General features: G+C 68.9%; 26 protein-coding genes and 2 tRNA genes. 17 read left to right on the plus strand and 11 right to left on the minus strand.

Annotated elements, in window-relative coordinates; translation table 11 throughout:
- Positions 1–2: 2 nt before the first annotated feature.
- Positions 3–89: transfer RNA gene (locus KGQ91_RS06640), tRNA-Leu, on the minus strand.
- A gap of 203 nt (positions 90–292) precedes the next feature.
- Between KGQ91_RS06640 and rnr the strand changes: the two genes are divergently transcribed.
- The 10 genes from rnr (at position 293) to KGQ91_RS06690 (ending at position 9853) form a co-directional block, all read left to right on the plus strand.
- Complete coding sequence (gene rnr, locus KGQ91_RS06645; protein WP_224420600.1) at positions 293–2668, plus strand: ribonuclease R; 2376 nt, start codon at positions 293–295, stop codon at positions 2666–2668.
- A 104-nt stretch (positions 2669–2772) separates the two neighbouring features.
- On the plus strand, positions 2773–3504 hold the full coding sequence (gene rlmB, locus KGQ91_RS06650; protein ID WP_224421393.1) for a 23S rRNA (guanosine(2251)-2'-O)-methyltransferase RlmB: 732 nt from the start codon (positions 2773–2775) through the stop codon (positions 3502–3504).
- Positions 3505–3645: 141 nt separating this feature from the next.
- Complete coding sequence (gene rpsF / locus KGQ91_RS06655) at positions 3646–4038, plus strand: 30S ribosomal protein S6 (protein WP_163648265.1); 393 nt, start codon at positions 3646–3648, stop codon at positions 4036–4038.
- 27 nt (positions 4039–4065) lie between these two features.
- A complete protein-coding gene (gene rpsR / locus KGQ91_RS06660; protein ID WP_031382360.1) occupies positions 4066–4293 on the plus strand; it encodes a 30S ribosomal protein S18 in 228 nt (75 codons plus the stop codon).
- 14 nt (positions 4294–4307) lie between these two features.
- A complete protein-coding gene (locus KGQ91_RS06665; RefSeq protein WP_224415789.1) occupies positions 4308–5159 on the plus strand; it encodes a hypothetical protein in 852 nt (283 codons plus the stop codon).
- A gap of 15 nt (positions 5160–5174) precedes the next feature.
- Complete coding sequence (gene rplI, locus KGQ91_RS06670; protein WP_224420601.1) at positions 5175–5621, plus strand: 50S ribosomal protein L9; 447 nt, start codon at positions 5175–5177, stop codon at positions 5619–5621.
- Positions 5622–5794: 173 nt separating this feature from the next.
- Positions 5795–7183, plus strand: a complete 1389-nt coding sequence (gene dnaB, locus KGQ91_RS06675) for a replicative DNA helicase (protein WP_224420602.1) — start codon at positions 5795–5797, stop codon at positions 7181–7183.
- A gap of 101 nt (positions 7184–7284) precedes the next feature.
- A complete protein-coding gene (locus KGQ91_RS06680; protein WP_163648269.1) occupies positions 7285–7587 on the plus strand; it encodes a hypothetical protein in 303 nt (100 codons plus the stop codon).
- 66 nt (positions 7588–7653) lie between these two features.
- Positions 7654–9426, plus strand: a complete 1773-nt coding sequence (locus KGQ91_RS06685) for a GGDEF domain-containing protein (RefSeq protein WP_224415786.1) — start codon at positions 7654–7656, stop codon at positions 9424–9426.
- A gap of 124 nt (positions 9427–9550) precedes the next feature.
- Complete coding sequence (locus KGQ91_RS06690; protein ID WP_224415785.1) at positions 9551–9853, plus strand: DUF6482 family protein; 303 nt, start codon at positions 9551–9553, stop codon at positions 9851–9853.
- A 3-nt stretch (positions 9854–9856) separates the two neighbouring features.
- Here KGQ91_RS06690 and KGQ91_RS06695 read toward each other — a convergent pair whose 3' ends face one another.
- A complete protein-coding gene (locus KGQ91_RS06695) occupies positions 9857–10240 on the minus strand; it encodes a thiol-disulfide oxidoreductase DCC family protein (RefSeq protein ID WP_224415784.1) in 384 nt (127 codons plus the stop codon).
- A gap of 160 nt (positions 10241–10400) precedes the next feature.
- Here KGQ91_RS06695 and hemH point away from each other — a divergent pair, with 160 nt between their 5' ends.
- Positions 10401–11390, plus strand: coding sequence for a ferrochelatase (gene hemH / locus KGQ91_RS06700; RefSeq protein ID WP_224415783.1), 990 nt, complete (start codon positions 10401–10403; stop codon positions 11388–11390).
- A gap of 4 nt (positions 11391–11394) precedes the next feature.
- Here hemH and KGQ91_RS06705 read toward each other — a convergent pair whose 3' ends face one another.
- The 7 genes from KGQ91_RS06705 to KGQ91_RS06735 form a co-directional block, all read right to left on the minus strand.
- On the minus strand, positions 11395–11778 hold the full coding sequence (locus tag KGQ91_RS06705; protein WP_224415782.1) for a Na+/H+ antiporter subunit G: 384 nt from the start codon (positions 11776–11778) through the stop codon (positions 11395–11397).
- Between the two features lie 31 nt (positions 11779–11809).
- Positions 11810–12079, minus strand: a complete 270-nt coding sequence (locus tag KGQ91_RS06710; protein WP_224420603.1) for a K+/H+ antiporter subunit F — start codon at positions 12077–12079, stop codon at positions 11810–11812.
- The gene (locus KGQ91_RS06715; protein ID WP_224420604.1) at positions 12073–12570 is read right to left on the minus strand and encodes a Na+/H+ antiporter subunit E; all 498 of its coding nucleotides are present in this window, start codon (positions 12568–12570) and stop codon (positions 12073–12075) included. Before KGQ91_RS06715 ends, KGQ91_RS06710 begins: the two co-directional genes overlap by 7 nt.
- A complete protein-coding gene (locus KGQ91_RS06720) occupies positions 12567–14108 on the minus strand; it encodes a monovalent cation/H+ antiporter subunit D (protein WP_224420605.1) in 1542 nt (513 codons plus the stop codon). The genes KGQ91_RS06715 and KGQ91_RS06720 overlap by 4 nt, the downstream gene beginning before the upstream one ends.
- The gene (locus KGQ91_RS06725; RefSeq protein WP_224420606.1) at positions 14105–14455 is read right to left on the minus strand and encodes a Na+/H+ antiporter subunit C; all 351 of its coding nucleotides are present in this window, start codon (positions 14453–14455) and stop codon (positions 14105–14107) included. Before KGQ91_RS06725 ends, KGQ91_RS06720 begins: the two co-directional genes overlap by 4 nt.
- Positions 14455–17253, minus strand: coding sequence for a monovalent cation/H+ antiporter subunit A (locus KGQ91_RS06730; protein WP_163648279.1), 2799 nt, complete (start codon positions 17251–17253; stop codon positions 14455–14457). Before KGQ91_RS06730 ends, KGQ91_RS06725 begins: the two co-directional genes overlap by 1 nt.
- A 90-nt stretch (positions 17254–17343) precedes the next feature.
- Entirely contained in the window at positions 17344–17505 is a 162-nt protein-coding gene (locus KGQ91_RS06735) for a hypothetical protein (protein WP_163648280.1), read from the minus strand.
- A gap of 263 nt (positions 17506–17768) precedes the next feature.
- Here KGQ91_RS06735 and KGQ91_RS06740 point away from each other — a divergent pair, with 263 nt between their 5' ends.
- Both KGQ91_RS06740 and KGQ91_RS06745 read left to right on the plus strand, forming a co-directional pair.
- Entirely contained in the window at positions 17769–19178 is a 1410-nt protein-coding gene (locus KGQ91_RS06740; protein ID WP_163648281.1) for a DASH family cryptochrome, read from the plus strand.
- Between the two features lie 60 nt (positions 19179–19238).
- The gene (locus tag KGQ91_RS06745) at positions 19239–19703 is read left to right on the plus strand and encodes a DUF3429 domain-containing protein (protein ID WP_224420607.1); all 465 of its coding nucleotides are present in this window, start codon (positions 19239–19241) and stop codon (positions 19701–19703) included.
- Positions 19704–19859: 156 nt separating this feature from the next.
- Here the strand turns inward: KGQ91_RS06745 and KGQ91_RS06750 are convergent.
- Positions 19860–19936 (minus strand) — tRNA-Met (locus tag KGQ91_RS06750).
- A gap of 170 nt (positions 19937–20106) precedes the next feature.
- Between KGQ91_RS06750 and phbB the strand changes: the two genes are divergently transcribed.
- Entirely contained in the window at positions 20107–20853 is a 747-nt protein-coding gene (gene phbB, locus KGQ91_RS06755; RefSeq protein ID WP_224420608.1) for an acetoacetyl-CoA reductase, read from the plus strand.
- A gap of 80 nt (positions 20854–20933) precedes the next feature.
- Here the strand turns inward: phbB and KGQ91_RS06760 are convergent, their stop codons facing one another.
- Positions 20934–23708 carry a DUF349 domain-containing protein gene (locus KGQ91_RS06760; RefSeq protein ID WP_224420609.1) on the minus strand — a complete coding sequence of 925 codons (2775 nt, stop codon included), beginning with the start codon at positions 23706–23708 and terminating at the stop codon, positions 20934–20936.
- A gap of 227 nt (positions 23709–23935) precedes the next feature.
- Between KGQ91_RS06760 and minC the strand changes: the two genes are divergently transcribed.
- From minC to minE, 3 genes are read left to right on the plus strand one after another with little or no spacing between them, the layout of a single operon-like run.
- Positions 23936–24691: a septum site-determining protein MinC gene (gene minC / locus KGQ91_RS06765; protein WP_163648284.1), complete on the plus strand. Its 756-nt coding sequence runs from the start codon at positions 23936–23938 to the stop codon at positions 24689–24691.
- Positions 24692–24742: 51 nt separating this feature from the next.
- Positions 24743–25561: a septum site-determining protein MinD gene (minD, locus tag KGQ91_RS06770; RefSeq protein WP_163648285.1), complete on the plus strand. Its 819-nt coding sequence runs from the start codon at positions 24743–24745 to the stop codon at positions 25559–25561.
- Positions 25558–25806, plus strand: coding sequence for a cell division topological specificity factor MinE (gene minE, locus KGQ91_RS06775; protein ID WP_163648286.1), 249 nt, complete (start codon positions 25558–25560; stop codon positions 25804–25806). Before minD ends, minE begins: the two co-directional genes overlap by 4 nt.
- Positions 25807–25837 lie beyond the last annotated feature (31 nt).

The following is a 25837-nucleotide window of genomic DNA, read 5'->3' on the forward strand; positions in this document are numbered from 1 at the left end:
GATGGTGCCCAGGAGAGGACTTGAACCTCCACGTCCGTAAGGACACTAGCACCTGAAGCTAGCGCGTCTACCAATTCCGCCACCTGGGCCGGGGCAAGTGGCCACGAATCATACCGATTCCTGGCACGAATGCAAGCCCCTCGGCGGCAATTCGTCGGTGGATGGCGGCCGCGGGTTGCCGGCCGATGGTTGGGTCGCCTTGCGCACGGCGCTATACTGCGCGCATGACAAGCCCCTTATCAGCCGCGCCGCGTCCGTCATCGCCCGCAACGACAATCAAGGAAGCAACAACATGAATCACTGGACGTTAAATGACGATCCGCACGCCGCGCGCGAAGCCGAGAAATACGACAAGCCGGTGCCCAGCCGCGAATACCTGCTGGACCGGCTCGAGGAATACGGCAAGCCGATCACCGACGAGAACATGAGTCGCATGCTCGGCCTGACCGACGACGACCAGGTCGAGGCCGTGCGCCGCCGTCTGGCAGCCATGGAGCGCGACGGCCAGATCCTGCGCAACCGTCGTGGCGCCTACGCGCTGATCGACAAGCTCGATCTCATCAAGGGCAAGGTGCTGGGCCATCGCGACGGCATCGGCTTCCTGCTCCGCGACGACGGCAAGAAACCCGACCTGGTGCTGCCGCCGCGCCAGATGCGCCGCGTGTTCCACGGCGACCACGTGCTGGTGCGCATCAGCGGCCGTGATCGCCGCGGTCGCGACGAGGCGACCATCGTCGAGGTGCTGTCCCGCAACACCCAGGCGCTGGTCGGCGTGTTCCGCGAGCGCTCGAGCGAGTTCGGCGTGCTGATCCCCGAGAACACCCGCATCACCCAGGAGGTGATCGTTCCCAACAGCGCCACCGGCGGCGCCCGGGACGGCCAGGTGGTGTCGGTGCGCATCACCCAGCAGCCCGAGACCCGCGTGCAGCCGGTGGGCGAGGTGACCGAGGTGCTCGGCGAGCGCATGGACCCGGGGATGGAGATCGACATCGCCATCCGCAGCTACGAGATTCCCGACGCCTTCCCGCCCGAGGTCGAGGCCCAGATCGACGGCATGTCGGATCAGGTGGCCGAGGCCGACAAGCACCATCGCATCGACCTGCGCGACACCCCGCTGGTGACCATCGACGGCGAGGACGCCAAGGACTTCGACGACGCCGTCTGCGCCTGGAAGACCAAGTCGGGCAGCTGGAAGCTGCTCGTGGCGATCGCCGATGTCTCGCACTATGTGCGTCCGAGCTCGGCGCTCGATCAGGAGGCGCACGTCCGCGGCAACTCGGTGTACTTCCCCGGCCAGGTGGTGCCGATGCTGCCCGAGCTGCTCTCCAACGGGCTGTGCTCGCTCAACCCCGAGGTCGATCGCCTGACGCTGGTCTGCGAGATGAACATCTCGAAGACCGGGGCGATCAGCCGTTATCGTTTCTACGAGGCGGTGATCCGGTCGCACGCCCGCCTGACCTACACCCAGGTCGGCGAGATGCTCGAGTCCCCCGACAGCCCGCTGGGTCAGGAGCTCTGCCAGCGCTATCACAGCCTGCTGCCCTCGCTGCACAATCTGCACGCGCTCTACAAGCTGCTGCGCCAGTCCCGCGAGGAGCGTGGCGCCATCGATTTCGAGACCACCGAGACCGAGATCCTGTTCAACGCCGAGCGCAAGATCGAGGCCATCGTGCCGCGCTCGCGCAACGACGCCCACAAGCTGATCGAGGAGTGCATGCTGGCCGCCAACGTGGCCACGGCCCGCTTCCTCGACAAGCACGACCTGCCTGCGCTGTATCGCATCCACCAGCCGCCGGCCGCCGAGCGCCTCGACAAGCTGCGGCTGTTCCTCAACGAGCTGGGCCTGACCCTGCCGGGCGGCGACGAGCCCACGCCGCAGGACTTCCAGACCCTGCGCGAGACGATCAAGGACCGCCCCGATGCCGACATCATCCAGACGGTGATGCTGCGCACCATGAGCCAGGCGGTCTACTCGCCCCACAACGAGGGGCACTTCGGGCTGGCCTACCAGGCCTATGCGCACTTCACCTCGCCGATCCGCCGCTACCCGGACCTGCTGGTGCACCGCGCGATCCGTTCGGTGATCCGCGGGCCGCGCCAGACCAGCAACGTGTTGCGTGCCGAGGGGGCGCCGGTGGAGAAGCCCTCCACCTGGTGCCCCTACACCTTCGAGCAGATGATCGAGCTCGGCGAGCACTGCTCGATGACCGAGCGCCGCGCCGACGACGCGACCCGCGACGTCACCGACTGGCTGAAGTGCGAGTTCATGTCCGACAAGGTCGGCGACACCTTCGAGGGCACCATCGCCTCGGTGACCCAGTTCGGCATCTTCGTGCGTCTCGACGACGTCTACGTGGAGGGGCTGGTGCACGTCACCTCGCTGCCCTCCGACTACTACCACTACGAGCCCGAGAAGCACCGTCTCAAGGGCGAGCGGGGCGGCTTCGCCTACCGCCTGGGTGACGGCGTCACCGTGCAGGTCGCGCGGGTCGACCTCGACGAGCGCAAGATCGATTTCGAGCTGGTCGACGAGCATCCGCGTCGCCAGAAGCCGCCGCGCAAGGCCGGCGGGACCCGCGGCAGCGGTGACGAGAGCGGCGGGCGCAAGCGCTCGCGGCGCAAGTCGCGGCCCGGCAAGCGCGAGCGTCGCGGCGGGGAGTCGTCGTGAGTCGCCGTCAGGCCCGCGCGCCCGTCGGCGGCAAGGGCCGGGGGCGCGGGCCGGCGAAGGCGCCGCGCATCGCGACCCCGCCCGGGCTGGACGGCGTGTTCGGCGTGCATGCCGTCGAGGCGCTGCTCGAGCGTGGCGAGACCCCCCGCGAGCTCTGGTATCAGGAGGGGGTCGCCGAACGCCGGCTCGGCGAGCTGCTCGCCCGCGCCGAGGCGGCCGGTGCGCGGCTCGTCGCCCAGCCCCGCGAGGTGCTCGACGGCCTGGCCCAGGGGGCCAGTCATCAGGGGGTGATCGCCTTCTGTCCGCCGCTCGAGGCGCAGAGCGAGGAGACGCTGTGGCATCGCCTCGGCGGCTGGCCGCACGCCGAGCCGCCGCTGCTGCTGGTGCTCGACGGCGTCACCGACGTGCACAATCTAGGCGCCTGCCTGCGCAGTGCCGACGCCGCGGGCGTGCACGGCGTGGTGGTGCCCAAGGACAAGTCGGCGCCGCTCAACGCCACCGTGCGCAAGGTGGCCTGCGGGGCCGCCGAGAGCGTGCCGGTCTATCGCGTCACCAACCTGGCGCGCGCCCTGGGCCGGCTCAAGGGCGCCGGCGTCTGGGTGCTGGGCACCGCCGGCGAGGCGACCGACGACGTCTTCGCGGCCGACTTCGCCCGCCCCGTGGCGCTGGTGATGGGCGCCGAGGGCAAGGGGCTGCGGCGGCTCACCCGCGAAGCCTGCGACACCCTCATCAAGCTGCCCATGGCGGGCAGCGTCTCCAGCCTCAACGTCTCGGTGGCCACCGGCGTGTGCCTGTTCGAGGCCGTGCGCCAGCGCCGCGGGGCGGCCGGCGGCTGAACGCCGCTTGCATGGGGTGGGGCGCATCACTACAATTGTGCGGTTCTTTGAACACCCTCACCCCGTACTCAAGACTCCTTGCTTCCGCATGGCCGGTTCCACTGTCGCCATCGGGAAGCTGTCAAACCGAAAGGAGATACCATGCGTCATTACGAAATCGTGTTCATGGTCCACCCGGATCAGAGCGAGCAGGTTCCGGCGATGGTCGAGCGCTACACCAGCCTCGTCACCGACAACGGCGGCACCGTGCATCGTCTCGAGGATTGGGGGCGCCGTCACCTGGCCTACCCGATCAACAAGATTCACAAGGCCCACTACGTGCTGATGAACATCGAGTGCCGCGGCGAGACTCTCGAGGAAATCGAGAACATCTTCCGCTTCAACGATGCCATCATCCGCAGCCTGGTGGTGCGCTGCAAGGAAGCCGTGACCGAGGCGTCGCCGATGATGAAGGCCGCCGAGGACAAGGGTCGTCGTCGTGACGAGAAGTCCGACAAGCCCCGCGCCGAGCGCACCGAAGCCGCCGCCAACTGAATCGCTGCCCGTCCAGGAGGATAATCCATGGCACGCTTTTTCCGTCGCCGCAAGTTCTGCCGCTTTACCGCCGAGGGCGTGAAGTATATCGATTACAAGGATATCGATACCCTCAAGGCCTACATCACCGAGACCGGCAAGATCGTTCCCAGCCGCATCACCGGCACCCGTGCGCGGTACCAGCGTCAGCTGTCCACCGCCATCAAGCGGGCCCGTTACCTGGCGCTGCTGCCGTACACCGATAGCCACCAGTAAGCCGATACCACGCAATGCTACCCCTGGCTCGCTGGGTCATGCGCGGCACGCCGCATGCCGCGGGTGCCGCTGCCGCCGCCGCCCTCGTGCCGTGGCTGTTCTGGCTGAGCGCCGCGATCGCCTCGCTGGTGACGCTGCGCCGCGGCCTGGCACCGGCCATGCCGGTGATCATCGCCGCCGCACTGCCCACCGGCTGGTGGTGGACGCGGGGTGACAGCATCCCGCTGGCCACGCTGCTGCTGGTGACGCTGATGGCGGTCGTGCTGCGTGCGCGCCGTCGCTGGAGCGAGACGCTGATCGTCGGTGCGCTGGCCGCGGCCGTCATGGTGCAGCTGGGCGTGTTCCTGCCGCCTGGCGGCGTCGATCCGCTGCTCGAGACGCTGCGCCAGAGCTCGCCGGAGTTCGCCCGCATGCTCGACGAGCTGGCCGCCCAGGGGGTGTCCACCGAGCGGCTGGCCACGCTGCTGATCGGCGGCATCACCGGGCTGATCGTCATGCTGGCCAGTGTGGCCTGCCTGGCGCTGGCCCGCAGCTGGCAGGCCGGGCTCTACAACCCGGGCGGCTTCCGCAGCGAGTTCCACGGCCTGCGCCTGACCCGCCGGGAACTGCTGGGGCTGTTCGCCATGGCCATCGTCGGCGGTCTGGTGACCTGGCCGGCGCTGGTGTTCATGAGCTGGGTGCCGCTGCTGATCGGTGGCATTGCGTTGATTCACGGCCTGATTGGTCTCAAAGGGATGAACGGGTTATGGCTGGTCGCCTTCTATGCGCTGCTGCTGACCACCTGGCCCATGATTCTGATCGTGCTGCTGCTGGGCCTGGTCGATACCTTCGCGGATTTCCGCGGCCGGCTGGCCCGCAGCCAATGACAAGAGGTTAACGAGATGGAAGTCATTCTGCTCGACAAGATCGGCAAGCTGGGTGCGCTGGGTGACAAGGTCACCGTCAAGCCTGGTTACGGCCGCAATTATCTGGTCCCCTACGGCCTGGCCGTGCCGGCGACCAAGGACAACGTCGCCGCCTTCGAGGCACAGCGTGCGGAACTCGAGGCCCAGGCCGTCGAGCGCCAGCGTGAAGCCGAGGAGCGCGCCGAGCAGCTCAACGACATCGAGCTGTCGCTGGTCGCCAAGGCCGGCGACGAAGGCAAGCTGTTCGGTTCCATCGGACCGCGCGACCTGGCCGATGCCCTGACCCAGGCCGGCCTCGACGTCGCCAAGAGCGAAGTCCGCATGCCCGACGGTCCGATCCGCGCGACCGGCGAGTACGACGTCCAGCTGCACCTGCACGCGGAAGTCGACGCCACCGTGCGTATCGTGGTGGTGGCCGAGTAACACGCCCTGCACGGCCGGCCCGGCCGGTCGAGAAACAGCGCGGCGCCTTCCGGGGTGTCGCGCTTTCTTTTGCGCGCGCGCCGGCGTTCGGGCCGGCGCGCGGCGCGACGAGATAGGCTAGAATGGCGCGGCGGTCGACACGACCTTCCCGCCCCCGATGTCGGAACGAGCCCATGAGTGACTCCCTGGAACTGGATCCGGAAGCGGCCGCCCTCAAGGTGCCGCCGCATTCGCTGGAGGCCGAGCAGTCGGTGCTGGGCGGCCTGATGCTCGACAACGCCGCCTGGGATACCGTCTCCGAACGGCTGGTGGCGGATGACTTCTACCGCTACGAGCATCGCCTGGTCTTCAACGTGATGATCCAGCTGGCCGAGGGCGCGCATCCGCTCGACGTGGTGACGCTCTCCGAGGCGCTGGAGTCCCGGGACCAGCTCGATACCGTGGGCGGGCTGGCCTATCTCGCCGAGCTGGCCCGCAACACGCCCTCGGCCAGCAACATCCGCGCCTACGCCGACATCGTTCGCGAGCGCGCCACCCTGCGCAAGCTGATCCAGGCCGCCAGCCAGATCGCCGACGGCGCCTTCGCCCCGCAGGGCCGCCCGGCCGACGAGCTGGTCAACGAGGCCGAGCGGCTGGTCTTCCAGATCAGCGAGTCGCGGCCCAAGATGGGCGGACCGATCGGCATGAGCGACCTGCTCACCAAGGCGGTGGACCGCATCGACGAGCTGTTCAACATGCAGGGGCAGATGACCGGGCTGTCCACCGGCTTCCGCGACCTGGATGACATGACCTCGGGCCTGCAGCCCTCCGACCTGGTGATCATTGCCGGGCGTCCGTCGATGGGCAAGACCACCTTCGCAATGAACGTCGTCGAGCATGCGGTGATCTCCAGCGACAAGCCGGTGATGGTGTTCTCGATGGAGATGCCCGCCGAGGCGCTGATGCTGCGCATGCTTTCCTCGCTGGGGCGAATCGACCAGACCCGGGTGCGCACCGGCCAGCTCGAGGACGAGGACTGGCCGCGGCTGACATCGGCGGTCAACCTGCTCAAGGACAAGCAGCTGTTCATCGACGACACGGCGGCGCTGTCGCCCAACGAGATGCGCTCGCGCATTCGGCGTATCGTTCGCGAGCACGGCAATCTCGGCATGATCATGATCGACTACCTGCAGCTGATGCAGATTCCCGGCTTCTCCGAGAACCGCACCGGCGAGATCTCCGAGATCTCGCGTTCGCTGAAGGGCCTGGCCAAGGAGTTCGGCTGTCCGGTGATCGCCCTGTCGCAGCTCAACCGCTCGCTGGAGCAGCGGCCCAACAAGCGTCCGGTGATGTCGGACCTGCGCGAGTCCGGCGCCATCGAGCAGGACGCCGATCTGATTGCCTTCGTCTATCGCGACGAGGTCTACAATCCGGATAACCCCGACAACAAGGGGCTGGCCGAGCTGGTCATCGGCAAGCAGCGCAACGGGCCGATCGGCACGGTGCATCTGGCCTTCATCGGCAAGTACACGCGCTTCGAGGATCTCGCCCCCGACAGCTACGGCCAGCACTTCGGCGAATGACCCGGGGTTGAGGCCGGGCGGTGCGGCCGTATAATGCCGCCCCTCGGGCGTCAACCGGCCCCGGGTGACCATCGACGGCACAGACGACAGAGGAGAGAGGCATGGCGGGCGGATATCGTCGCGGCTATCGCAAGCGTACCCCCAAGCTGGAGGCACGCGGCACGCTCGAGAGCATCGAGCGCGAGGGCCCCTTTCAGGAATGGCTGGGCATGCCCGACCTGTACCGCTACACGCTGGTGGTCGACGGCGAGACCTACAGCTACCAGACCGAGGACGCCGAGCTGCCGGTCGGCGAGGGCGACTACGTGGTGTTCCGTTACAAGCAGACCAAGGCCGGCAACTGGGTCGACCGCAATTCGCTGGGCATCGCCATCGATCCCTCGACCTACCGGCCCGATGCCTGAGGAGCGCCGCCGCCGTGGGCGGCGCCGGTCGCGAAAGGATGCGTTTGTCACGAGAGTGTCATCGTCATGCCGCTCAATGGCGGCATGAATCCCGACATCTCCTGTATCTCGCCAGTTGCCGGGCTGGATGCCTTCATCGACACGGCGGCCATCACGGTTCACTTTCAGCCGATCGTGTCGGTGCATTCCGGCCATGTCTTCGCCTATGAAGCCCTGTCCCGCGGGCCGGCCGGCACGTCGCTCGAGCCGCCGCTGGCGCTCTTCCGGGCCGCCCGGGCGCAGCGCCTGCTGGCACCGCTGGAAGCGGTGTGTCGCGAGCGGGCCATGACCCGCTGGGTCGATGCGGGCCTCGACGAGCGGCTGTTCATCAACGTCTCGCCGGAGGTGCTGCTGGACCCGCAGCATCGCAGTGGCGAGACACGGCGCCTGCTCGAGATCCTGGGGTTGCCGCCCCATCGCGTGGTGATCGAGCTGACCGAGCAGTCACCGGGCATCGATCCGACGCTGATGGCCGAGGCGGTGCGCCACTATCAGTCGATGGGCTTCGCCATCGCCCTGGACGATCTCGGCGAGGGCTATGCCGGGCTGCGCCTGTGGTCGGAGATCGCCCCGGATTTCGTCAAGCTCGACCGGCATTTCGTCAGCGGGCTCGACGGTGACCCGGTCAAGCGTCGCTTCGTGCGGGCGATCATCGACATCGCCCACAGCATGGGCTCGCAGGTGATCGCCGAGGGCGTCGAGCGGGAGGCGGAGCTGGCCTGCCTGGGGGAGCTGGGGGCCGACTACTGCCAGGGCTGGCTCTTCGCCCATCCGGCGCCGGACCCGGCCCGACGGCGGCCGGCGCTGGACGAGCGGCTCGCGACCCTGACGCGGCGCCACCGTCGGCCGCTGGAGGCGGTGATCATCGAGCGACTCTGCACCGCGGTGACGCCGCTGCCGGCAGACGCCAGCGTGGCCGAGGCCAGCGAGCGCTTCGCCGCCGAGCCCGACTCGCGCTGCCTGGCGGTGGTCGACGAGCAGGGCATCCCCATCGGCGTGCTCGACCGCCAGCGCCTCCTGGCACTGGTCGGCAAGCGCTTCGGCTTCGACCTCCACGGGCGCCAGCGGGTCACCCGGGTGATGCGTCACGCCCCGCTGTGCGTGGAGGGCAGCGCCTCGCTGGATCAGGTCTCGCGCAAGGTCACCGGGCGCGAACGCGACCTGCGCGACGAGGACTTCGTGATCACCGCGGCGGGGCGCTATCGCGGCATGGGACGGGTGGTCGACCTGCTGCAGGTCATCACCGAGCAGCGCGTCGAGATCGCCCGCCAGGCCAATCCCCTGACCCAGCTGCCCGGCAATGCGCCAATCCGCGCCGCCCTGGACCGCTTCGCCGGGCGCGCCCGGCCCTTCATCGCCGCCTATCTGGACCTGGATCACTTCAAGCCGTTCAACGACCGCTTCGGCTACGCCCTGGGCGATCGCCTGCTGCTGGTGCTGGCCGAACTGCTCGGCGAGTCGCTGCGCGACGGCGACTTCCTGGGGCATCTGGGCGGCGACGACTTCGTGCTGCTGCTCGACGACACCGGCGATCGCCACGCCCGCCTGGCCGACATCCAGCGGCGCTTCCGGCGGGCCTGCGAGGCGCTGGTGCCCGACGCCATCGTCCGGGCCGGCGGTTTCGACGGGGTGGACCGCTTCGGCCAGCGGCGTGTCTTCGGCCTGCCACGGCTGTCCATCGCCGCGCTGGTGCTCTCCGGCACGCACCGGCCGACGAGCTTCGGGGACTGCTGGCGCAACCTCAAGGCACAGGCCAAGCGCGACGCCACGGGGCGCGTGGTGGCCCGTTATCCGGCGTGAACTTCAGCCGCGTTGCGTGGTCTGGAAAGATTGACCGATGACATGGACCTGTCACACCCGGTGGCTAGCCTGAGTGGATAAGCAGGCCCACCAAATGGATCGACAAGCACAAGGAGGGAGCCTCATGGAGCTTCACGCACTCAAGCACTACGTGCACGAGCACGACAATTTCGAAGTTCGCGTCATCAGCCACGCCGGCAGCCGTTTCTACCAGGTCGAGCTCGAGGACCTCGAGGGGCAGCGCCACCTGCTGACCCGCCGGGGCAAGCCGATGCTGTTCCGGGCGCTGGACGATGTCTACCTGGAACTCAAGCGGGCCGGCATCCATCGTGCCTATCTGGTCCAGTTCGTCGCCCACGACGAGATGATCGGCCACGAGGCCCACTATCACGAGCCGCTGGCCTCGCGCATGCCGCTGGTCTTCTGAGGCTCAGTACCGGGTCGGCAGCAGCCGGCCCAGGGTGAAGCGGTGCCGCGCCACCCACAGATAGCCCCGATCGAGCAGCCCCTTGAGCCCCGGCCGGAGTGACAGCCACACCAGCCGGCGATAGCCCAGCAGGGCGAGCATCGCCCGAACCGCCGCCATTCCCGCGAACCACTCGCCTCGCCCGTCGCGGGCGAACATGCGTCCCAGCAGCTCCTGCCACTCGCGTCCCCAGGCCGCCGGCGAGAAGTCCGCCGCGCGGATGTTCACGCAGCGGATGCGCTCGCGATGGCGTTGCCGCTGAATCCAGGCGACCTGACGTTGGCAGATCGGGCAGTCGCCGTCGTAGAGCATCGTCAGTGGTGGCTGGGCGGTGGCCGGTGAGGTCATGACGCCTCCGAGCGTTGCCGAGGCAGGCGTACTGCCCTGGTGTTCAGTTGTTCAATGATTGTACAAATAACCGGCATAGTCATGCTTCATTCCCCTGGCGAGCCGGGGGCTTGATAGACTGCCCGCACTGTCACCTGCTTGCGTTCAAGGAGAGTCGTTCATGTCCCAGCCCCGCTTCGGTGTCCTGCTGGCCAACCTCGGTACCCCCGATGCGCCGACCCCGGCGGCGGTACGCCGCTATCTGGCGGAGTTCCTGTGGGACGAACGGGTGGTCGATGTCTCGCGGCCGCTGTGGTGGCTGATCCTGCACGGGGTGATCCTGCGCGTGCGCCCGGGCCGAGTGGCCCGCAACTATGCCGCGGTCTGGCAGGCGGAGGGCTCGCCGCTGCTGGCGATCGGCCGCCGCCAGCAGCGCGCCCTGGCCGAGCGTCTCGCCGAGTGCTTCGGCGAGACGATCCCCGTGGAGCTGGCAATGACCTACGGCAACCCGAGCATGGAGCGGGCCGGCCAGGCCCTGCGCGATGCCGGGGTGTCGCGCATCCTGGTGCTGCCGCTGTTCCCGCAGTACTCGCGCTCGACCACCGCGGCGGTCTTCGACCGTCTGGCGCGGGCGCTCAAGCCCTGCCCGCATCTGCCCGAGCTGCGGTTCGTGAACAGTTATCACGATCATCCGGCCTACATCGAGGCGCTCGCGGCCAGCGTGCGCGAGCACTGGGCGAGCCACGGTGGCGAGCGGGGGCGGCTGCTGATGTCCTACCACGGCATTCCCCGGCGCTATGCCGAGTCGGGCGACCCCTACCCCCAGCAATGCGCGGCCACCAGCCGGGCGCTGGCCGAGGCGCTGGATCTCGCCGACGACGCCTGGCTGATGAGCTATCAGTCGCGCTTCGGCCGCGAGGAATGGCTTCGGCCTTACACCGACGAGACGCTGCAGGCCTGGGGCGGCGAGGGTGTCGAGCACGTCGACGTGATCAGCCCGGCCTTCGCCGCCGACTGCCTGGAGACCCTCGAGGAGCTCGAGGTAGAAAACCGTGACAACTTCCTCGGCGCCGGCGGCCGGGTCTATCGCTACATTCCGGCGCTCAACGACCGTGCCGATCACATCGCGCTGTTCGCCCAGCTGGTGGAGCAGCACTCCCGCGGCTGGTAGGGCGTCAGGGCAGGCGGTCGCCGTTGGCCTCGTGCTCCTCGTCCTCGGCCAGTTCCTCGATCTCGCCCCGGGTGCGCGGATCGCGGGGGAGCTTCTGGTGCAGCGCGCTCTTGGCCAGCAGGTGGGCGGACACCGGCGCGGTGATGAACAGGAAGACGGTGATCAGCATCTCCTGGAAGCTCGGGCCCTTGCCGACCAGCGAGAAGTAGAGCATCGAGGCCAGCAGCACACAGCCCACCCCGAGGGTGGTGGTCTTGGTGGGGCCGTGCAGGCGCATGTAGATGTCGCGCAGGTGGGTCAGCCCCAGCGAGCCGATGAAGGCGAACGCGCCGCCGGCAATCAGCAGGCAGGCGATCACGCCCTCCATGAGGTTGTAGAAGCCGATCATGTCTCGCTCCTTGGCCGGTGTCGCGCCGGCGTCATTCGATGATGTCGCCGCGCAGCAGGTACTTGCAGACGGCCACGGTGCTGATGAAGCCGAGCATGGCGATCAGCAGGGCGGCCTCGAAATAGGTCTTGTCGTTGAGCCAGATGCCGAGCAGCACGATCAACGCGATGGAGTTGACATACAGGGTATCCAGCGCCAGCAGGCGGTCGGGCTGGCCGGGACCGATCGCCGCGCGATACAGGCACAGCAGCATGGCGGCGGTGAACAGGGCCAGGCTGATCCAGAAGGCGATGTCTAGCATCCGAAGATCTCCTTGAGCGGTCGTTCGTAGCGCTCGCGTATCGTGTCGATGGTGGCCGGGATATCGTCGGTGTCCAGCACGTGGATCAGCAGCGTGCGGCGGTCCTGGCGCAGGTTGGCCGATACCGTTCCCGGCGTCAGCGTGATGGTGCTGGCGAGGATGGTGATGGGGAACAGTTCCTCGAGCTCCAGCGGATACTCGATGAAGGCCGGCTGCATGCGTCCGCGCGGGTCGAGGATCAGCTTCGAGACCTCCAGGTTGGCGACGATGATGTCGCCGAGCAGACGCAGGATGTAGCGCACCAGCAGCCAGGGGCGCTTGATGGTCGGCTGGTGTTCCCAGAAGCGCCGGGTGAGCAGCGGAATGACGATGGCCAGAAAGCCACCCAGCAGCACCTGGCCGAGGGCCAGGCTCTGCTGCAGCATCAGCCAGACTGCCAGCAGCAGGATCGACAGCAGCGGCATGGGCAGCCACGGTTGCGCGGGAATCATGAGTCACCCTCCGTCCGGTGGCGTTCGAGGATCGCCTGGATGTAGGCCTCGTGGTCGGCCAGCTGGTCGGCCGCGGCCTCGGTGTAGGCGCTCAGCGGCCCGGCGAAGGCCACCAGCAGCGGCGAGGCGCCGATCAGCAGCAGCAGGCCCAGCGTGCGCAGGGCACCGATGCCCGGGGCGTCCCCGCTGTCCCGGGATTCGCTGCGCTCGCCGCCCCCCGAGGCGCGCCAGAACACCGTGGAGCCACTGCGCGACAGGGCGACGATCGCCGCCAGGCTGCTCGACAGCAGGATCGGCCACAGCCAGGCCTGCTGATCCGGGGTCGCCGCCTGCAGCAGCAGCGCCTTGCCCACGGCCCCCGAGAAGGGCGGCACCCCGGCGACGGCCAGGGCGGCGACGAAGAACAGCGTGCCGAGCAGGGCGACCTGCTGCACCGACCGGCCGCGCACGATGCGGGCGCCGGCCTTGCCGCGCTGGCGGGCGATGCTGTCGACGAGCAGGAACAGCCCGCCGGTGATCAGCGTGGTGTGCACCATGTAGTAGAGCAGGGCGCCGTGGGCGTCGAGGCTGTTCATGCCGATGCCGGCCAGCAGCGTGCCCACCGAGATGATGATCAGGTAGGCCACCTGGGTGCGCAGATCCCGCGACGACAGCACGCCGATCCCGCCGAGCGCCAGGGTGGCCAGCGCCAGCCACCACACCCAGGGCTGGGCCAGGTTGGCCAGCGAGCCCGCCTGGGGGCCGAAGATCAGCGTGAACACGCGCAGGATGGCGTAGATGCCCACCTTGGTGAGGATCGCGAACAGCGCCGCGACGGGCGCCGGCGCCGCCGCATAGGCGCGCGGCAGCCAGAAGTACAGCGGCAGGATCGCCGACTTCATGCCGAAGACCACCAGCAGCAGCATGGCCCCGGCCTCGGCCAGCACCAGCCGGCCGCTGTCCAGCCCCGGCGCCCGGGCGGCCATGTCGGCCATGTTGAGGGTACCGATGGTGCCGTAGAGCACGCCCAGGCCGATCAGGAACAGCGCCGAGCCGGCCAGGTTGAGCACCACGTAGTGGAAGCCCGAGTGGATGCGCGCCTTGCCGCCGCCGTGCATCAGCAGCGAGTAGGAGGCGATCAGCAGCACCTCGAAGAACACGAAGAGGTTGAACAGGTCGCCGGTCAGGAAGGCGCCGTTGATGCCCATCAGCTGCAGCTGGAACAGGCCGTGGAAGTTGGAGCCTTCCTCGTCGCTGCCGGCGCTGGCATAGCACAGGCTGCCCAGCGCCAGCAGGGCGGTGAGCGTGACCATCAGCGCCGAGAGCCGGTCGAGCACCAGGATGATGCCGAACGGCGGCTGCCAGTCGCCCAGCGCATAGTACTGGATGATGCCGCTGGCGCTCTGGCGCATCAGCAGCACGCCGCAGACCAGCAGGGCCACGGTGGCGGCCAGGGCGATCAGGCGGCGCGGCGTCGCCGGCCCCTCGCGCTTGAGCAGCAAGCCCAGCCCGCTGAACAGCGGGATCAGGATCGGCAGAACGATCAGGTGATTCATCAACTGCGTTCCTCCCGCGGCTCGTCCACCCGGTTGCCGTTGACGTGGTCGCTGCCCAGATCGCCGCGCGCCCGCATGGCGAGAATGACCGAGAAGGCCGTCATGGCGAAGCCGATCACGATCGCCGTGAGCACCAGGGCCTGAGGCAGCGGGTCGGCGTGGCTGCCGCCCTTGTCGTCGAGCACCACGGCGCCCCCCGTATCCAGCCCGCCCATGGAGAACAGGAAGAGGTTGACCGCATAGGAGAGCAGGGTCAGTCCCACCACCACCGGGAAGGTGCGGCCGCGCAGGGCGAGGAACAGACCGCAGGCGGCGAGCACGCCGGTGGTCATCGAGAACAGCGCTTCCATCAGGCCTTCTCCTTCTGCTTGCTGGGGCGGTGGGGCGTGGTCAGCTTGCCCAGATTGGCCAGGATCATCAGGGTGGCGCCGACCACCGTGAGGTAGACGCCGAGGTCGAAGAGCATCGCCGTGGCCAGCTCCACGTCGCCGATCAGCGGGATATGGAAGTGGCCGAACGACGAGGTCAGGAACGGGTACCCGAACGCCCAGCTGCCCAGGCCGGTCAGCGCGGCGACGCCGACCCCGGCGACGGCGATCGGCTGGTACTGGAAGGACAGCCGGCGCTGGCTCCAGTCCACCCCGCGGGCGATGTAGATCAGGATCAGGGCCACCGCGGTGACCAACCCGGCGATGAAGCCGCCGCCCGGGGCGTTGTGGCCGCGCAGGAAGATGAACACCGAGACCAGCAGGGCCAGCGGCAGGATGGTCTGGGAGACGCTGACCAGGATCATCGGATGGCGATCCTTCGACCAGGGGCGGCCGTCGGCATCGCTCGAGGGCATGAACAGGCGCAGCCGGTTGAGCAGCTTGTAGATGCCCACCGCGGCGATGCACAGCACGGTGATCTCGCCCAGGGTGTCGAAGCCGCGGAAGTCCACCAGGATCACGTTGACCACGTTGTGGCCGCCGCCGCCGGGCACGCTGTTGTCGACGAAGTACTGCGAGATCGACTCCAGCGGCCGGGTCAGCACCGCGAAGTTGAGGCTGGCGACGATGCCGCCGAAGCCCGCCGCCAGCAGGGCATCACGCAGGATACGCGGCGCGCCGGATTCCTTGGGGGTGCGCTGCGGCAGGAAGAACAGCGCCAGCATCAGCAGGATCATGGTCACCACCTCCACCGCCAGCTGGGTCAGCGCCAGGTCGGGCGCCGAGAAGCGCGCGAAGGCCAGCGAGGTCACCAGGCCGACGATCGACAGCATCAGCAGCGAGACCAGGCGCCGACGGTGCAGCACCGCGGTGGCCAGGCCGGCGAACATCGCCATCAGCGCCCCGGCGACGAGCAGTCCGTCCAGCGGCTGCAGCGGCAGGGGGCCGCGCAGCTGCACGGTATGGGTCAGCGTGCCGCCGACCAGGCAGAGAATGGTGATCACCAGCCACAGCATGTAGCGCTGCAGGGAGCCGTTCTCCAGGGTATCGATCAGCTGCTGGGCGCCGCGCACCACCCACTGCACGGCCGCCTCGAAGTTCAGGCGGGCGTTCTGGATGCGGAACTGGCGCTGGAAGGCGAACAGGTGGCGGCGCTGGACATAGAGCACGGTACCGCCGATCAGGGCGATGGCACTCATCAGCAGCGGCAGGTTGAAGCCGTGCCACACCGCCAGGTGCAGTTCGGGCACGGGGCCGACGAGGGCGGCCCGGGCGGCGGCGTCGATCAGGGTCGTGGCGGTCAGCGCCGGCATCACGCCGACCACGATGCACAGCGCGGCCAGCAGCAGGCCCGGCGCGACCATCGGCAGCGGCGGCTCGTGCGGGGTCCGAGGCAGCTCCCGCGGCGGGCCGTTGAAGAAGACGTTGTGCACCAGGCGGATCGAATAGGCCACCGACAGCAGGCTGCCCAGGGTCGCCAGCGCCGGGATCAGCCAGCCCAGGCCGCCGAGCAGCGACGTCTCCAGGGTCTCGGTGAGCATCATCTCCTTGGACAGGAAGCCGTTGAACAGCGGCACCCCCGCCATCGCCGCGCCGGCGATCACCGCCACGGTCGCGGTCAGCGGCATGGCCCGCCACAGCCCCTGCAGCTTGCGGATGTCGCGAGTGCCGGTCTCGTGGTCGACGATGCCGGCGGTCATGAACAACGCCGCCTTGAAGGTCGCGTGGTTGAGGATATGCAGCAGCGCGGCGACCACCGCCATGCGCTGGTCGAGCCCCAGCAGCAGGGTGATCAGCCCCAGGTGGCTGATCGTGGAGTTGGCCAGCACGCCCTTGAGGTCGTACTTGAGCAGCGCGAAGTAGGCGCCGTAGAGCAGGGTCGCCAGGCCGGTGAGACCGACCAGATAGAGCCAGGCCTCGCTGCCGGCCAGGGCCGGGTGCAGGCGGGCCAGCAGAAAGACCCCGGCCTTGACCATGGTCGCCGAATGCAGGAAGGCCGAGACGGGGGTCGGCGCGGCCATGGCATGCGGCAGCCAGAACTGGAAGGGAAACTGGGCCGACTTGGTGAAGGCGCCCAGCAGCACCAGCAGCAGCGCGGGCAGGTAGCGCGGGTCGGCCTGGATCATGTCCCGACTGTCGAGCACGGTCTGCAGGTCGTAGGTGCCGACGATATGGCCGAGCAGCAGGAAGCCGGCCAGCAGGCACAGGCCGCCCGCACCGGTCACCGTCAGCGCCATGCGCGCGCCCTTGCGGGCCTCGCTCTGGTGGTACCAGAAGCCGATCAGCAGGAAGGACGACAGGCTGGTCAGCTCCCAGAAGAACCACAGCAGCAGCAGGTTGTCGGCCATCACGATGCCCAGCATCGCCGCCATGAACAGCATCAGGAAGGCATAGAAGCGCGGCAGGTTGTCCTTCGGCGACAGGTAGTAGCGGGCATAGAGGATGATCAGCAGCCCGATGCCCAGAATCAGCAGCACGAACAGCAGCGACAGGCCATCGAGGCGCATGGCGAATTCGAGCCCCAGGGCCGGTATCCAGTCGAAGGCGGCGCGTGGAACGCCGCCGGCGAAGACCGTGCCGGCATGCAGGCCGGCGACGATCAAGGCGAGCGCCGGCGGAATCGCCGTCATCAGGGCGCAGCGGCCGCGTCGGTCATTCGAGCCCATGACGGGCAGCAGGCTGCCGACCAGGGGCAGCAGCACGATCAGTAACACGGACATGAACGACTCGCTCTTGTCGTTGGCATTCTGGCGGGCCGGGCGCTCGGCACCGCGGCATGGCTCACAGTTCAGTCGTCGCGGCGACGACCATCAAGCGCAAATGCGGGGCGGGTCGGTCAGGAAGGGGCGGCGTACGGCGCGGGGCGTCAGCATCCAGGCGGGCGTGCGATCCGCGAGACGCGCGATGGGCAGAGTGTCGGCACCGAAATGGCGGCGCGCACGGCCGGTACCGTGCGGGGGACGATCCGTCATGGTGTCTTCCTCCCTTCATGGCTCCCTGGCGCGTCGGGAATGGCTAGTCGACTGATTTTATTATGAAAATAAGTCGGAAAGACAGCGCCGAAATGAAGTCAGTGTTCGACTCTACCACGCCCCCTGCAGTGTATCCAGCCGCCGTGCCGGCCCAATAATGTACAAAATATGTACCTTTAAGGGTAAAATGTTGTACAGCAATGGTTCCCGGAAAGCCGAGACGACGCGGGCGATGCGCGCCCGGCGGGTCGCAAGGAGGTGCAATGAGTCGCGTGCTGGTGTGGTTGCGCAATGATCTGCGCGTTGCCGACAACCCCTTGTGGTGCGTCGACACGCCTGCCGAGACGATGCTGTGCGTCTATGTGCTCGATCGTCGCTGGCTGACGCCGTGGCGGCCGGGCGATGCGCGGGCCCGGATCGGCCCGGCGCGACTGCGCTTTCTCTGGGAAAGCCTGATGGCGCTGCGCGGCGAGCTGCTGGTGCGGGGCAGCGATCTGCTGGTGTGCGTCGGCGACCCGGTCGACGAACTGCAGGGCGTGCTGCGGCGTGCTCCCGCGGACGTGATTCGCGTGCGCGAGGACCCCGGCTGGCAGGAGAGCGACGACGTGCAGCGCCTGGCCAGCCGTCTGCCGTCGGCGGTGAAGCTCGAGACCGTCTCCGGCGGCACGCTGTTCACCCGCGAGCAGCTGCCCTTCTCCCCGGGCGCGTTGCCCGACACCTTCAGCGCCTTCCGCCGCCGCGTGGCGGGGCTGGCGCCGCGACCCTCGCGGATGGCGCCGGTGACGCTGCCGCCGTGGCCCGACGAGGCGCCGCGCGGCCTGCCGCCGCTGGCCCGGGTGTCGCCGGAGGCCGCCGGGTGGCGGGTCGACCCCCTGGGTGGTCCCTGGCCCGAGGGCGGCGAACGGGCCGGGCGCGAGCGGTTGCAGCGGTTTCTCGCCGGGCCGCTCGATCATTACCGGGACACCCGCAATGCGCTGCTGGGCGACGACGTCTCGAGCCGGCTGTCGCCCTGGCTGGCCTGGGGCTGCCTGTCCGCGGGGCAGGTCATGGCGCAGCTGGCCGAGCGACCGGCCGACGATGACGCGGCCGTGACCGCGTCCCGCGAGGCCTTCGTCGACGAGCTCCTGTGGCGTGAGTACTTCCACTGGGCCGCCCGTCAGGACGGGGCGGCGCTGTTCGGCGAGCACCGCCTGCCGGTGGCGCACGAGCCGGCCCTGGAGGCCTGGTGCGCGGGAGCCACGGGGGTGCCCTTCATCGATGCCGCCATGCGCGAGCTGGTGGGTACCGGCTGGCTGTCCAACCGCGCGCGGCAGAACGTGGCGAGCTTCCTGGTCAAGGACCTGCAGGTCGACTGGCGGCTGGGTGCCGCCTGGTTCGAGCGCTGGCTGGTCGACTACGATGCCGCCAGCAACTGGGAGAACTGGCGTTACGTGGCCGGGGGCGGCCGTGACCCTCGCCGGGATCGCTACTTCAACGTGATGCGTCAGGCGCTGCGCTACGACGCCGACGGGGACTATGTCGCCCACTGGCTGCCCGATCTGGCGTCGCTGCCGCCGGGACCGGCCCGACACGCCCCCTGGCGTCATCGGCCGGCGCGCTTCGGCAGGCCCTGGGTGGAGCCGGAAGCATGGCGGACGGTCATGACGTCATCGGCGGTTGTTACTGGTCAGTAACCGGCAAGCCGGCTAAGCTGTGGCGTTGCACGGATAATCAACGGTTGCAAGGATGCTGCCATGTTCACTGAGGTATCGCCCTCCGTCCGCCTGCCCTTCGGGCTGGGGGCCGTGGGCCTGTTGCCCTTCGTCATTGCCACGGCCGGGGTCTACATCGCTCCGGTACTGTGGCAGGCCCTGGCCATCAAGGCCTTCCTGTTCTACAGCGCGCTGTGCCTGACCTTTCTGGGCGGCGTCCACTGGGGCGTTGCCATGAGCCGCGACCGCGAGTCGAATCCGGCGTTCGCCACGCGGCTGTGGGTGAGCCTGATGCCCGGCCTGGTCGGCTGGGCGGCGCTGATGATCGAGTACCGGCTGGCGACGCTGGTGCTGATGATCGGCTTCTGGCTGCTGCGCTTCTACGAGCGCACCGATGCCAGTCTCGTGCGGTTGCCGGGCTGGTATCAGGGGCTGCGCAGCCTGCTTTCGCCCGTGGTGGTGGCCTGCCACCTGGCGGTGGTGGTGCGCCTGAGCCTGCTCGGCTGAGTACCGCGCAGGATCGGCAGGCGTGCAGGGGGCGTCTGCCGTGTCGCCTCTCGGCCCCGGGGCAGGCTCACGAGGCGCGGCAGGGATCATGGCGCTCGGGTAGGGGCCAACGAAAAAAAGCGGACCGGTCAATGACCGATCCGCTTCTTCGAAATTTGGTAGCGGGGGCCGGATTTGAACCGACGACCTTCGGGTTATGAGCCCGACGAGCTACCAGGCTGCTCCACCCCGCATCAAATTGTGGAGCCCAGTATACGCAGAAACTGAGTCACGTCAAGAGTCCGTCGGGAATTCGCACAGCGAGCCGAATATTGACCATACTGGCGGGGCGAGGTCACAAAGATGACATCGTCGGTCGAGGAGACTGTTAGTGGTTGAACGTCATGACTCAGGGGGAGAACACATGACACAAGCAGCACCCGTCGCCTGGGTAACCGGTGGCACCGGCGGCATCGGTACCGCCATCTGTCGTGAACTGGCCAGGGAGGGTTATCAGGTCGTGGCCGGCTATCACAATCCCGACAAGGCCCGGAACTGGCTCGAGGAGCAGCGAGCGGCCGGTTTCGACAACATCGCGCTGTCGGGCGCCAACCTGATCGACTACGAGGACTGCGAGGCGGGGGTCCGCGAGATCCGTGACACCTACGGGCCGGTCAGCGTGCTGGTCAACTGCGCGGGCATCACCCGCGACACCACGCTCAAGAAGATGAGCCCCGAGCAATGGCGCGAGGTGATCGACTGCAACCTCAACAGCGTCTTCAACACCTGCCGCTGCGTCATCGAGGACATGCTCGAGTCGGGCTACGGGCGGATCATCAACATTTCCTCGATCAACGGGCGCAAGGGCCAGTTCGGCCAGGCCAACTACTCGGCGGCCAAGGCCGGCATGCATGGCCTGACCATGGCGCTGGCCCAGGAAACGGCGGCCAAGGGCATCACCGTCAACACCGTGTCGCCCGGCTACATCGCCACCGACATGATCCAGAAGGTGCCGGAGAAGATCCGCGAGTCGATCCGCGAGTCGATTCCGGTCAAGCGCTTCGGCGAGCCCGACGAAATCGCACGGGCGGTGTGCTTCCTGGCCGACAAGGGGTCCGGCTTCATCACCGGGGCGAACCTGGACATCAATGGCGGGCAGTTCATGGGGTAAGCCCTGGCCGGCGCCCCGTCACTCATCACCCGCACCCGCGAGCGAGGCCCCGGCCTCGCTCGCGGCGTTTCGGGGCTCGCTCAGGGCGGCGGTAGCTCGGCCAGGGCCGCCAGGTGGTGATCCATGTCGGCGGCTTCGCGCCGCCAGGGATCGGGGGCGACCGGGCCGGTGGCGAGGATAGCGGCGAGTACCCCCTCCAGTTCCTCGGCGCGGGTCAGGTCGCGTCCCAGCCCGTCGTTGAGCCGCTGTACCTGGATGGCCAGCCGCAGGGGCTCGTCCTCGCGACTCACCGCGGCGCCGGCCAGCAGGGCGAGGTGCACGCGCAGGCGGGTCAGGTGCTCCGCGACCTCGGCGGCCGGCGGCGGGTCCAGCCGGGCCGCGTTGCGCCGCTCGTGGGCCGACTGCAGCGGGGCGCCCAGCGCCGGAGGCGCCGGGACGTCCTCGGGCGGGCGGCCGTCGATCAGCCGGGCGTCGGCGGCCAGATGGGCCTCGAGCAGCGGCCGCAGTGCCTGCCAGCGAGCGATCGTCTCGCTGACCGCCAGGCGTGCCAGGCGGTCGCGGCGCGCGCGGACGATGCCCGACCACCGTCGGCGCATGCCGTCGCTGCGCCGCCCCTGGGGCAGCGGCTCGAGGCTTTCGGCCTCGGCGATGGCCGCCTCCAGCGTGGCCACGTCGTCGCTGGAGGCGGGCTGCCAGGCATCCAGGCGCTCGATCAGGGCCTGCATGGCCTCGAGGCGCTGGCGGCTGCGCTGGGCACGGTCGTCGCGCTCGTTCTCGCGCGCCGCGAAGATGGCGTCGCAGTAGCCGCGAAACGCCCGCCACAGGGTCTGCTCCTCGCCCTTGGGCGCCCGGCCGAGCTCACGCCAGCGCCGCTGCAGTGCCTTGGCCTGCTCGGCGCGGGAGGCCGCCCGGGTGTCGGTGTCCTCCTGCAGCAGGCGGGCCGCCTCGACCAGCTCGCGCTTGGCCGTGGCGATCTCCTGGGCGCGGTGATCGATCAGTTGCTGCAGGGCGTGACGGATGCGGCCGAAGCGCTGGCCGATCGTCCGGGCCTGGTCGCGGGGCACGGGGGCGAAGCGCTGCCACTGCTCGCGCGCACGGTCACGGATCTGGCGCAGGGCGTCCGGATCGGCATGCGGGTCGGGGTTGTCGAGCAGCGCCTCGAGCTGCTCGCAGAGGCCTTCGCGGGCGGCCAGGTTCTGTTGCCGCTCGGCCTCGCGCCGCTGCTTCCAGGGGCCCAGGCGCTCGTGGATGCGGTCCGAGGCGGCCCGAAAGCGCGTGGAGAGCGCGCGGTCGGCGGCGGCGTCGCCGAGGTTCTTCCAGTCCTTGACCAGCTGCCGGTGCTGGCGATCCAGTTCGGCATCGCTGTGGGTGGTGTCCTCGGCCAGCGCCTCGATGGCGTCGCACAGCTGCTCGCGCTTGGGGCCGGCGACGAAGCCGCGCCAGTCGCGCAGTTCGGCAAGCTGGGCGCCGAGCCGCTTGAGAGTCGGCTGGTGGCGACGACGTTCCGCCTCGGGCAGCAGGGCGAGGCGCTGGCGCAGGCTCTGGTGCAGGCGGCTGGCGCGCTTGAAGGCGCCGCGGTCGAGCAGGTCGTCCAGGGCGTCGAGATCGCGGGCGAAGCGGGCGCTCTGCTGCGGCGACCCGGCCGGCTCCGCGGGCGGCGTGGCGAGTACCTGCCGGGCGCGGGCGAGCTGCGGCGTGGGCGGCAGGTCGCCGGGCCAGTCGATGCGGTCCAGGATGCCGGTCAGGGCGGTGGCGTCCTCGGCCTCCAGTGCCGCCGCCAGCTCGGCCCCCTGGCGGTCGAGCCGTTCCCAGGCCTGCAGCAGGCGATCGTACTCCTCCAGCGCGCGGGCATAGCGTTCGCTGAGTGCGGCCTCCGGCGCGTGACGGTCGGAGAGAGTCTGCCACTGGTGGGCCACCAGGTGCTTCTGGGCCTGCAGGCTGGCCATGTCCTGGTCGGTGAGGCATTCGCCCTGGGTGAAGCTGGCCAGGGTGTCCTCCAGCGACTCGATCAGCGAGCGCCGGGTCTCGTCGGCGTCGTCGCGCCGCTCCTCGGCGGCGGCCAGGGCATGATGCCGGGCCTCGTGGTCGGCGATCACCTTGCGGCAGCGCTGCGAGGCCTCCTGGTAGCGCTGCTCCTGGCTGGCGGTGGGCAGATCGCCGAGCGCTTCCCACTCGCGCTCGAGATGGCGATAGCGACCCGGGTAGAGGGGCTCCCAGGCATGCTGGGCGTGGGCCTCGAGGGCGGCAAGGATGCGTTCCCGGCGCTCGCGGGCCTCGCGGGCCTGGGCCTCGTCCTCGCGCAGCCGGTTGAGGCGGGCCCGGGCCAGCCGGGCCACCTGCTTGTCGCGCCGCGAGCGGCGGGCCAGGCGGGTCAGCCCGGTCTCGCTGGTGATCCGCTCGGCGGCGGCCTGGCGTACCGCGGCGATGCCGTTGTCGCAGGCCTGGCGCAGCAGGCGCTCCTCGTCGTCGAGGCGGGCCAGGGCGGCCAGGCGCAGTGCCTGATTGTCCCCTTCCCGGGCCAGGGTCTCGAGCAGGTCGGGGTCGTCGAGCGTCTCGACCAGCGTCAGGCGTTGCCCCAGTGGGGTACTGCCCTCGCGGCCGCTGAGCAGCTCGCGCAGGCGCTCCTGCAACTCGGGACTGTCGTGCGTGTCACGCAGCGCCAGCAGAGCGGCCGGCTCGTCGAGCGCCGCCAGCGCGGCGCGGCGCACGGCCGCGTCGGGGTCGCCGGCAAGTCGCTCGAGACGCCGCCGGTCGTCGTCGGTGTCGGGGTCGAGGCGCGCGATGGCCTGGCGACGCACGGCGGGGTCGTGGTGCTGCCAGCGGGGCGCGAAGAATCGTCGTAGGAATCCGGGCATAGGTCGCGATACATCCCTGAAAGAGGCGCGGAAGACGCCGGTCGACGCGGCGTGCGCGCAAGGCGTTCCAGCCATTTATCTAAGCATGGCTCGGCGTGGCCGAAAAGGTCGGGGGCGTCGGTACCCGGAGACACTGACAGGCCGTATCCACAGGGCGTATGATCGGTTGCAGCCCGGCAGCCCCTCGCTTAGCTTTAAATGTCACCATCCGACTGTGGAGACCGGCAATGAGCCTCAACATGGACAGGGCCGGCAGTGCCTTCGCCTTCAAGGGGGGAATGCTGCCCATGACGGTCATGGAGCTGACCAGTGCAGACCCCGAACAGATACGCGAGCAGCTGGTCGGCAAGCTCAATCAGGCGCCGGCCTTCTTTCAGCATACGCCGGTGATGCTGAGTGTCGAAAAGCTCGAGGAGCCGCACCTGGCGCTGGAGCGGATCTGTGCCGTGTGCCGCGCCCACAAGCTGCTGCCGGTGGCCGTGCGGGGCGGGGGTGACCCCGTCAAGCAGTCGGCCTGGGCCCTGGGGCTGGGCTGGTTTCCGCCCCAGGAGGTGCGCCCGCGTACCCTCGAGAGCGTGCTGCCCGGGGCCGGCGAGCCGCCCGCGGAGGATGGCGCGGCCCCGGAGGCCGAGGCGCCGATCGTGCAGGGCGGGGTCGGCAGCCGCATTCATCGCGGCACGGTGCGTTCGGGGCAGCAGGTCAGCGCCCCGGAGGGCGACCTGGTGGTGGTCGGTGCGGTCAATGCCGGGGCCGAGGTGCTGGCCGGCGGCAACGTGCATGTCTACGGCGCGTTGCGCGGGCGGGCGCTGGCCGGCATCCACGGCGACCGCGACGCCGGCATCTTCTGCCGGGAGCTGCGGGCGGAACTGCTGTCGCTGGCAGGAAACTACAAGCGTCTCGAGGATATCGACCCTCGGCTGCTGGGGCGGGCCGTGCAGGCGACCCTCGACAACGACCAATTGAGCATCACGCCGCTGGACTGATGAGCAGGGCGTGAACGGACGATCTTCGATTTCAGCAACAGGAAGCTTACCTTGGCCAAGATCATTGTAGTGACCTCCGGCAAGGGCGGGGTCGGAAAGACGACCAGTGCAGCGGCAATCGCGACCGGACTGGCGCTGCGTGGAAAGAAGACCGTGGTGATCGACTTCGACGTGGGGCTGCGCAACCTCGATCTGATCATGGGCTGCGAGCGGCGCGTGGTCTACGACCTGATCAACGTGATCCAGGGCGAGGCGGGGCTCAACCAGGCGATGATCCGCGACAAGCGGGTCGAGAACCTGCACATCCTGCCGGCCTCCCAGACCCGGGACAAGGATGCGCTGACCGCCGAGGGCGTGGAGAAGGTGCTCGACACCCTGTCCTCGGACTTCGACTATGTGGTCTGCGATTCGCCGGCGGGCATCGAGCGCGGCGCCCAGCTGGCCATGTACTATGCCGACGAGGCGGTGGTGGTCACCAACCCGGAGGTCTCCTCGGTGCGCGACTCCGACCGCATCCTCGGCCTGCTGGGTTCGAAGACCCGCCGTGCCGAGCAGAATCGCGAACCGGTCAAGGAGCACCTGCTGATCACCCGCTACGATCCGGAGCGGGTGACCGGTGGTGACATGCTCAACCTCGAGGATATCCAGGAGATCCTGGCCATCCACCTGATCGGGCTGATTCCCGAGTCGGAGGCGGTGCTGCGGGCCTCCAACCAGGGGATTCCGGTGACACATGACCAGAAGAGCGATGCGGGGCTGGCCTATGTCGATACCGTGGCACGGCTGCTGGGCGAAGAAGTCCCGCTGCGCTTCCACGAGTATCAGAAGAAGGGGCTGCTCTCGCGCATGTTCGGAGGAGGTCGTCGGTGAAGCTACTCGAGTTTCTCAAGCGTGAACGCAAGAAGTCGGCGTCGGTGGCCAAGGAGCGGCTGCAGATCATCGTGGCGCACCAGCGCAGCCAGCGTGATCAGCCGGATTATTTGCCGCTGCTCGAGAAGGAGCTGCTGGAAGTGATTCGCCGTTATGTCAACGTCGACCAGGAAGCCATCAACATCAGCCTGGACAGCGAGGACGACTGCTCGGTGCTCGAGCTCAACGTCACGCTGCCGCGCTGAGGTGCGGCTGAGTCGTCGCCGGGGCTGTGCT

The organism is Modicisalibacter tunisiensis (genome assembly GCF_020148005.1).
Lineage (GTDB): Bacteria > Pseudomonadota > Gammaproteobacteria > Pseudomonadales > Halomonadaceae > Modicisalibacter > Modicisalibacter tunisiensis.

Excerpts from the sequence above, each read along its gene's own strand:
- KGQ91_RS06760 (WP_224420609.1), bottom strand. The coding sequence starts at position 23,708 with ATGCCCGGATTCCTACGACGATTCTTCGCGCCCCGCTGGCAGCACCAC.
- rpsF (WP_163648265.1), top strand. The coding sequence starts at position 3,646 with ATGCGTCATTACGAAATCGTGTTCATGGTCCACCCGGATCAGAGCGAG.
- KGQ91_RS06740 (WP_163648281.1), top strand. The coding sequence starts at position 17,769 with ATGAGTCGCGTGCTGGTGTGGTTGCGCAATGATCTGCGCGTTGCCGAC.
- phbB (WP_224420608.1), top strand. The coding sequence starts at position 20,107 with ATGACACAAGCAGCACCCGTCGCCTGGGTAACCGGTGGCACCGGCGGC.
- rplI (WP_224420601.1), top strand. The coding sequence starts at position 5,175 with ATGGAAGTCATTCTGCTCGACAAGATCGGCAAGCTGGGTGCGCTGGGT.
- KGQ91_RS06715 (WP_224420604.1), bottom strand. The coding sequence starts at position 12,570 with ATGATTCCCGCGCAACCGTGGCTGCCCATGCCGCTGCTGTCGATCCTG.
- hemH (WP_224415783.1), top strand. The coding sequence starts at position 10,401 with ATGTCCCAGCCCCGCTTCGGTGTCCTGCTGGCCAACCTCGGTACCCCC.
- KGQ91_RS06690 (WP_224415785.1), top strand. The coding sequence starts at position 9,551 with ATGGAGCTTCACGCACTCAAGCACTACGTGCACGAGCACGACAATTTC.
- KGQ91_RS06695 (WP_224415784.1), bottom strand. The coding sequence starts at position 10,240 with ATGACCTCACCGGCCACCGCCCAGCCACCACTGACGATGCTCTACGAC.
- minC (WP_163648284.1), top strand. The coding sequence starts at position 23,936 with ATGAGCCTCAACATGGACAGGGCCGGCAGTGCCTTCGCCTTCAAGGGG.
- KGQ91_RS06730 (WP_163648279.1), bottom strand. The coding sequence starts at position 17,253 with ATGTCCGTGTTACTGATCGTGCTGCTGCCCCTGGTCGGCAGCCTGCTG.
- KGQ91_RS06685 (WP_224415786.1), top strand. The coding sequence starts at position 7,654 with ATGCCGCTCAATGGCGGCATGAATCCCGACATCTCCTGTATCTCGCCA.
- KGQ91_RS06665 (WP_224415789.1), top strand. The coding sequence starts at position 4,308 with ATGCTACCCCTGGCTCGCTGGGTCATGCGCGGCACGCCGCATGCCGCG.
- KGQ91_RS06680 (WP_163648269.1), top strand. The coding sequence starts at position 7,285 with ATGGCGGGCGGATATCGTCGCGGCTATCGCAAGCGTACCCCCAAGCTG.
- KGQ91_RS06705 (WP_224415782.1), bottom strand. The coding sequence starts at position 11,778 with ATGATCGGCTTCTACAACCTCATGGAGGGCGTGATCGCCTGCCTGCTG.
- rpsR (WP_031382360.1), top strand. The coding sequence starts at position 4,066 with ATGGCACGCTTTTTCCGTCGCCGCAAGTTCTGCCGCTTTACCGCCGAG.
- KGQ91_RS06725 (WP_224420606.1), bottom strand. The coding sequence starts at position 14,455 with ATGGAAGCGCTGTTCTCGATGACCACCGGCGTGCTCGCCGCCTGCGGT.
- dnaB (WP_224420602.1), top strand. The coding sequence starts at position 5,795 with ATGAGTGACTCCCTGGAACTGGATCCGGAAGCGGCCGCCCTCAAGGTG.
- rnr (WP_224420600.1), top strand. The coding sequence starts at position 293 with ATGAATCACTGGACGTTAAATGACGATCCGCACGCCGCGCGCGAAGCC.
- KGQ91_RS06745 (WP_224420607.1), top strand. The coding sequence starts at position 19,239 with ATGTTCACTGAGGTATCGCCCTCCGTCCGCCTGCCCTTCGGGCTGGGG.
- KGQ91_RS06735 (WP_163648280.1), bottom strand. The coding sequence starts at position 17,505 with ATGACGGATCGTCCCCCGCACGGTACCGGCCGTGCGCGCCGCCATTTC.
- KGQ91_RS06710 (WP_224420603.1), bottom strand. The coding sequence starts at position 12,079 with ATGCTAGACATCGCCTTCTGGATCAGCCTGGCCCTGTTCACCGCCGCC.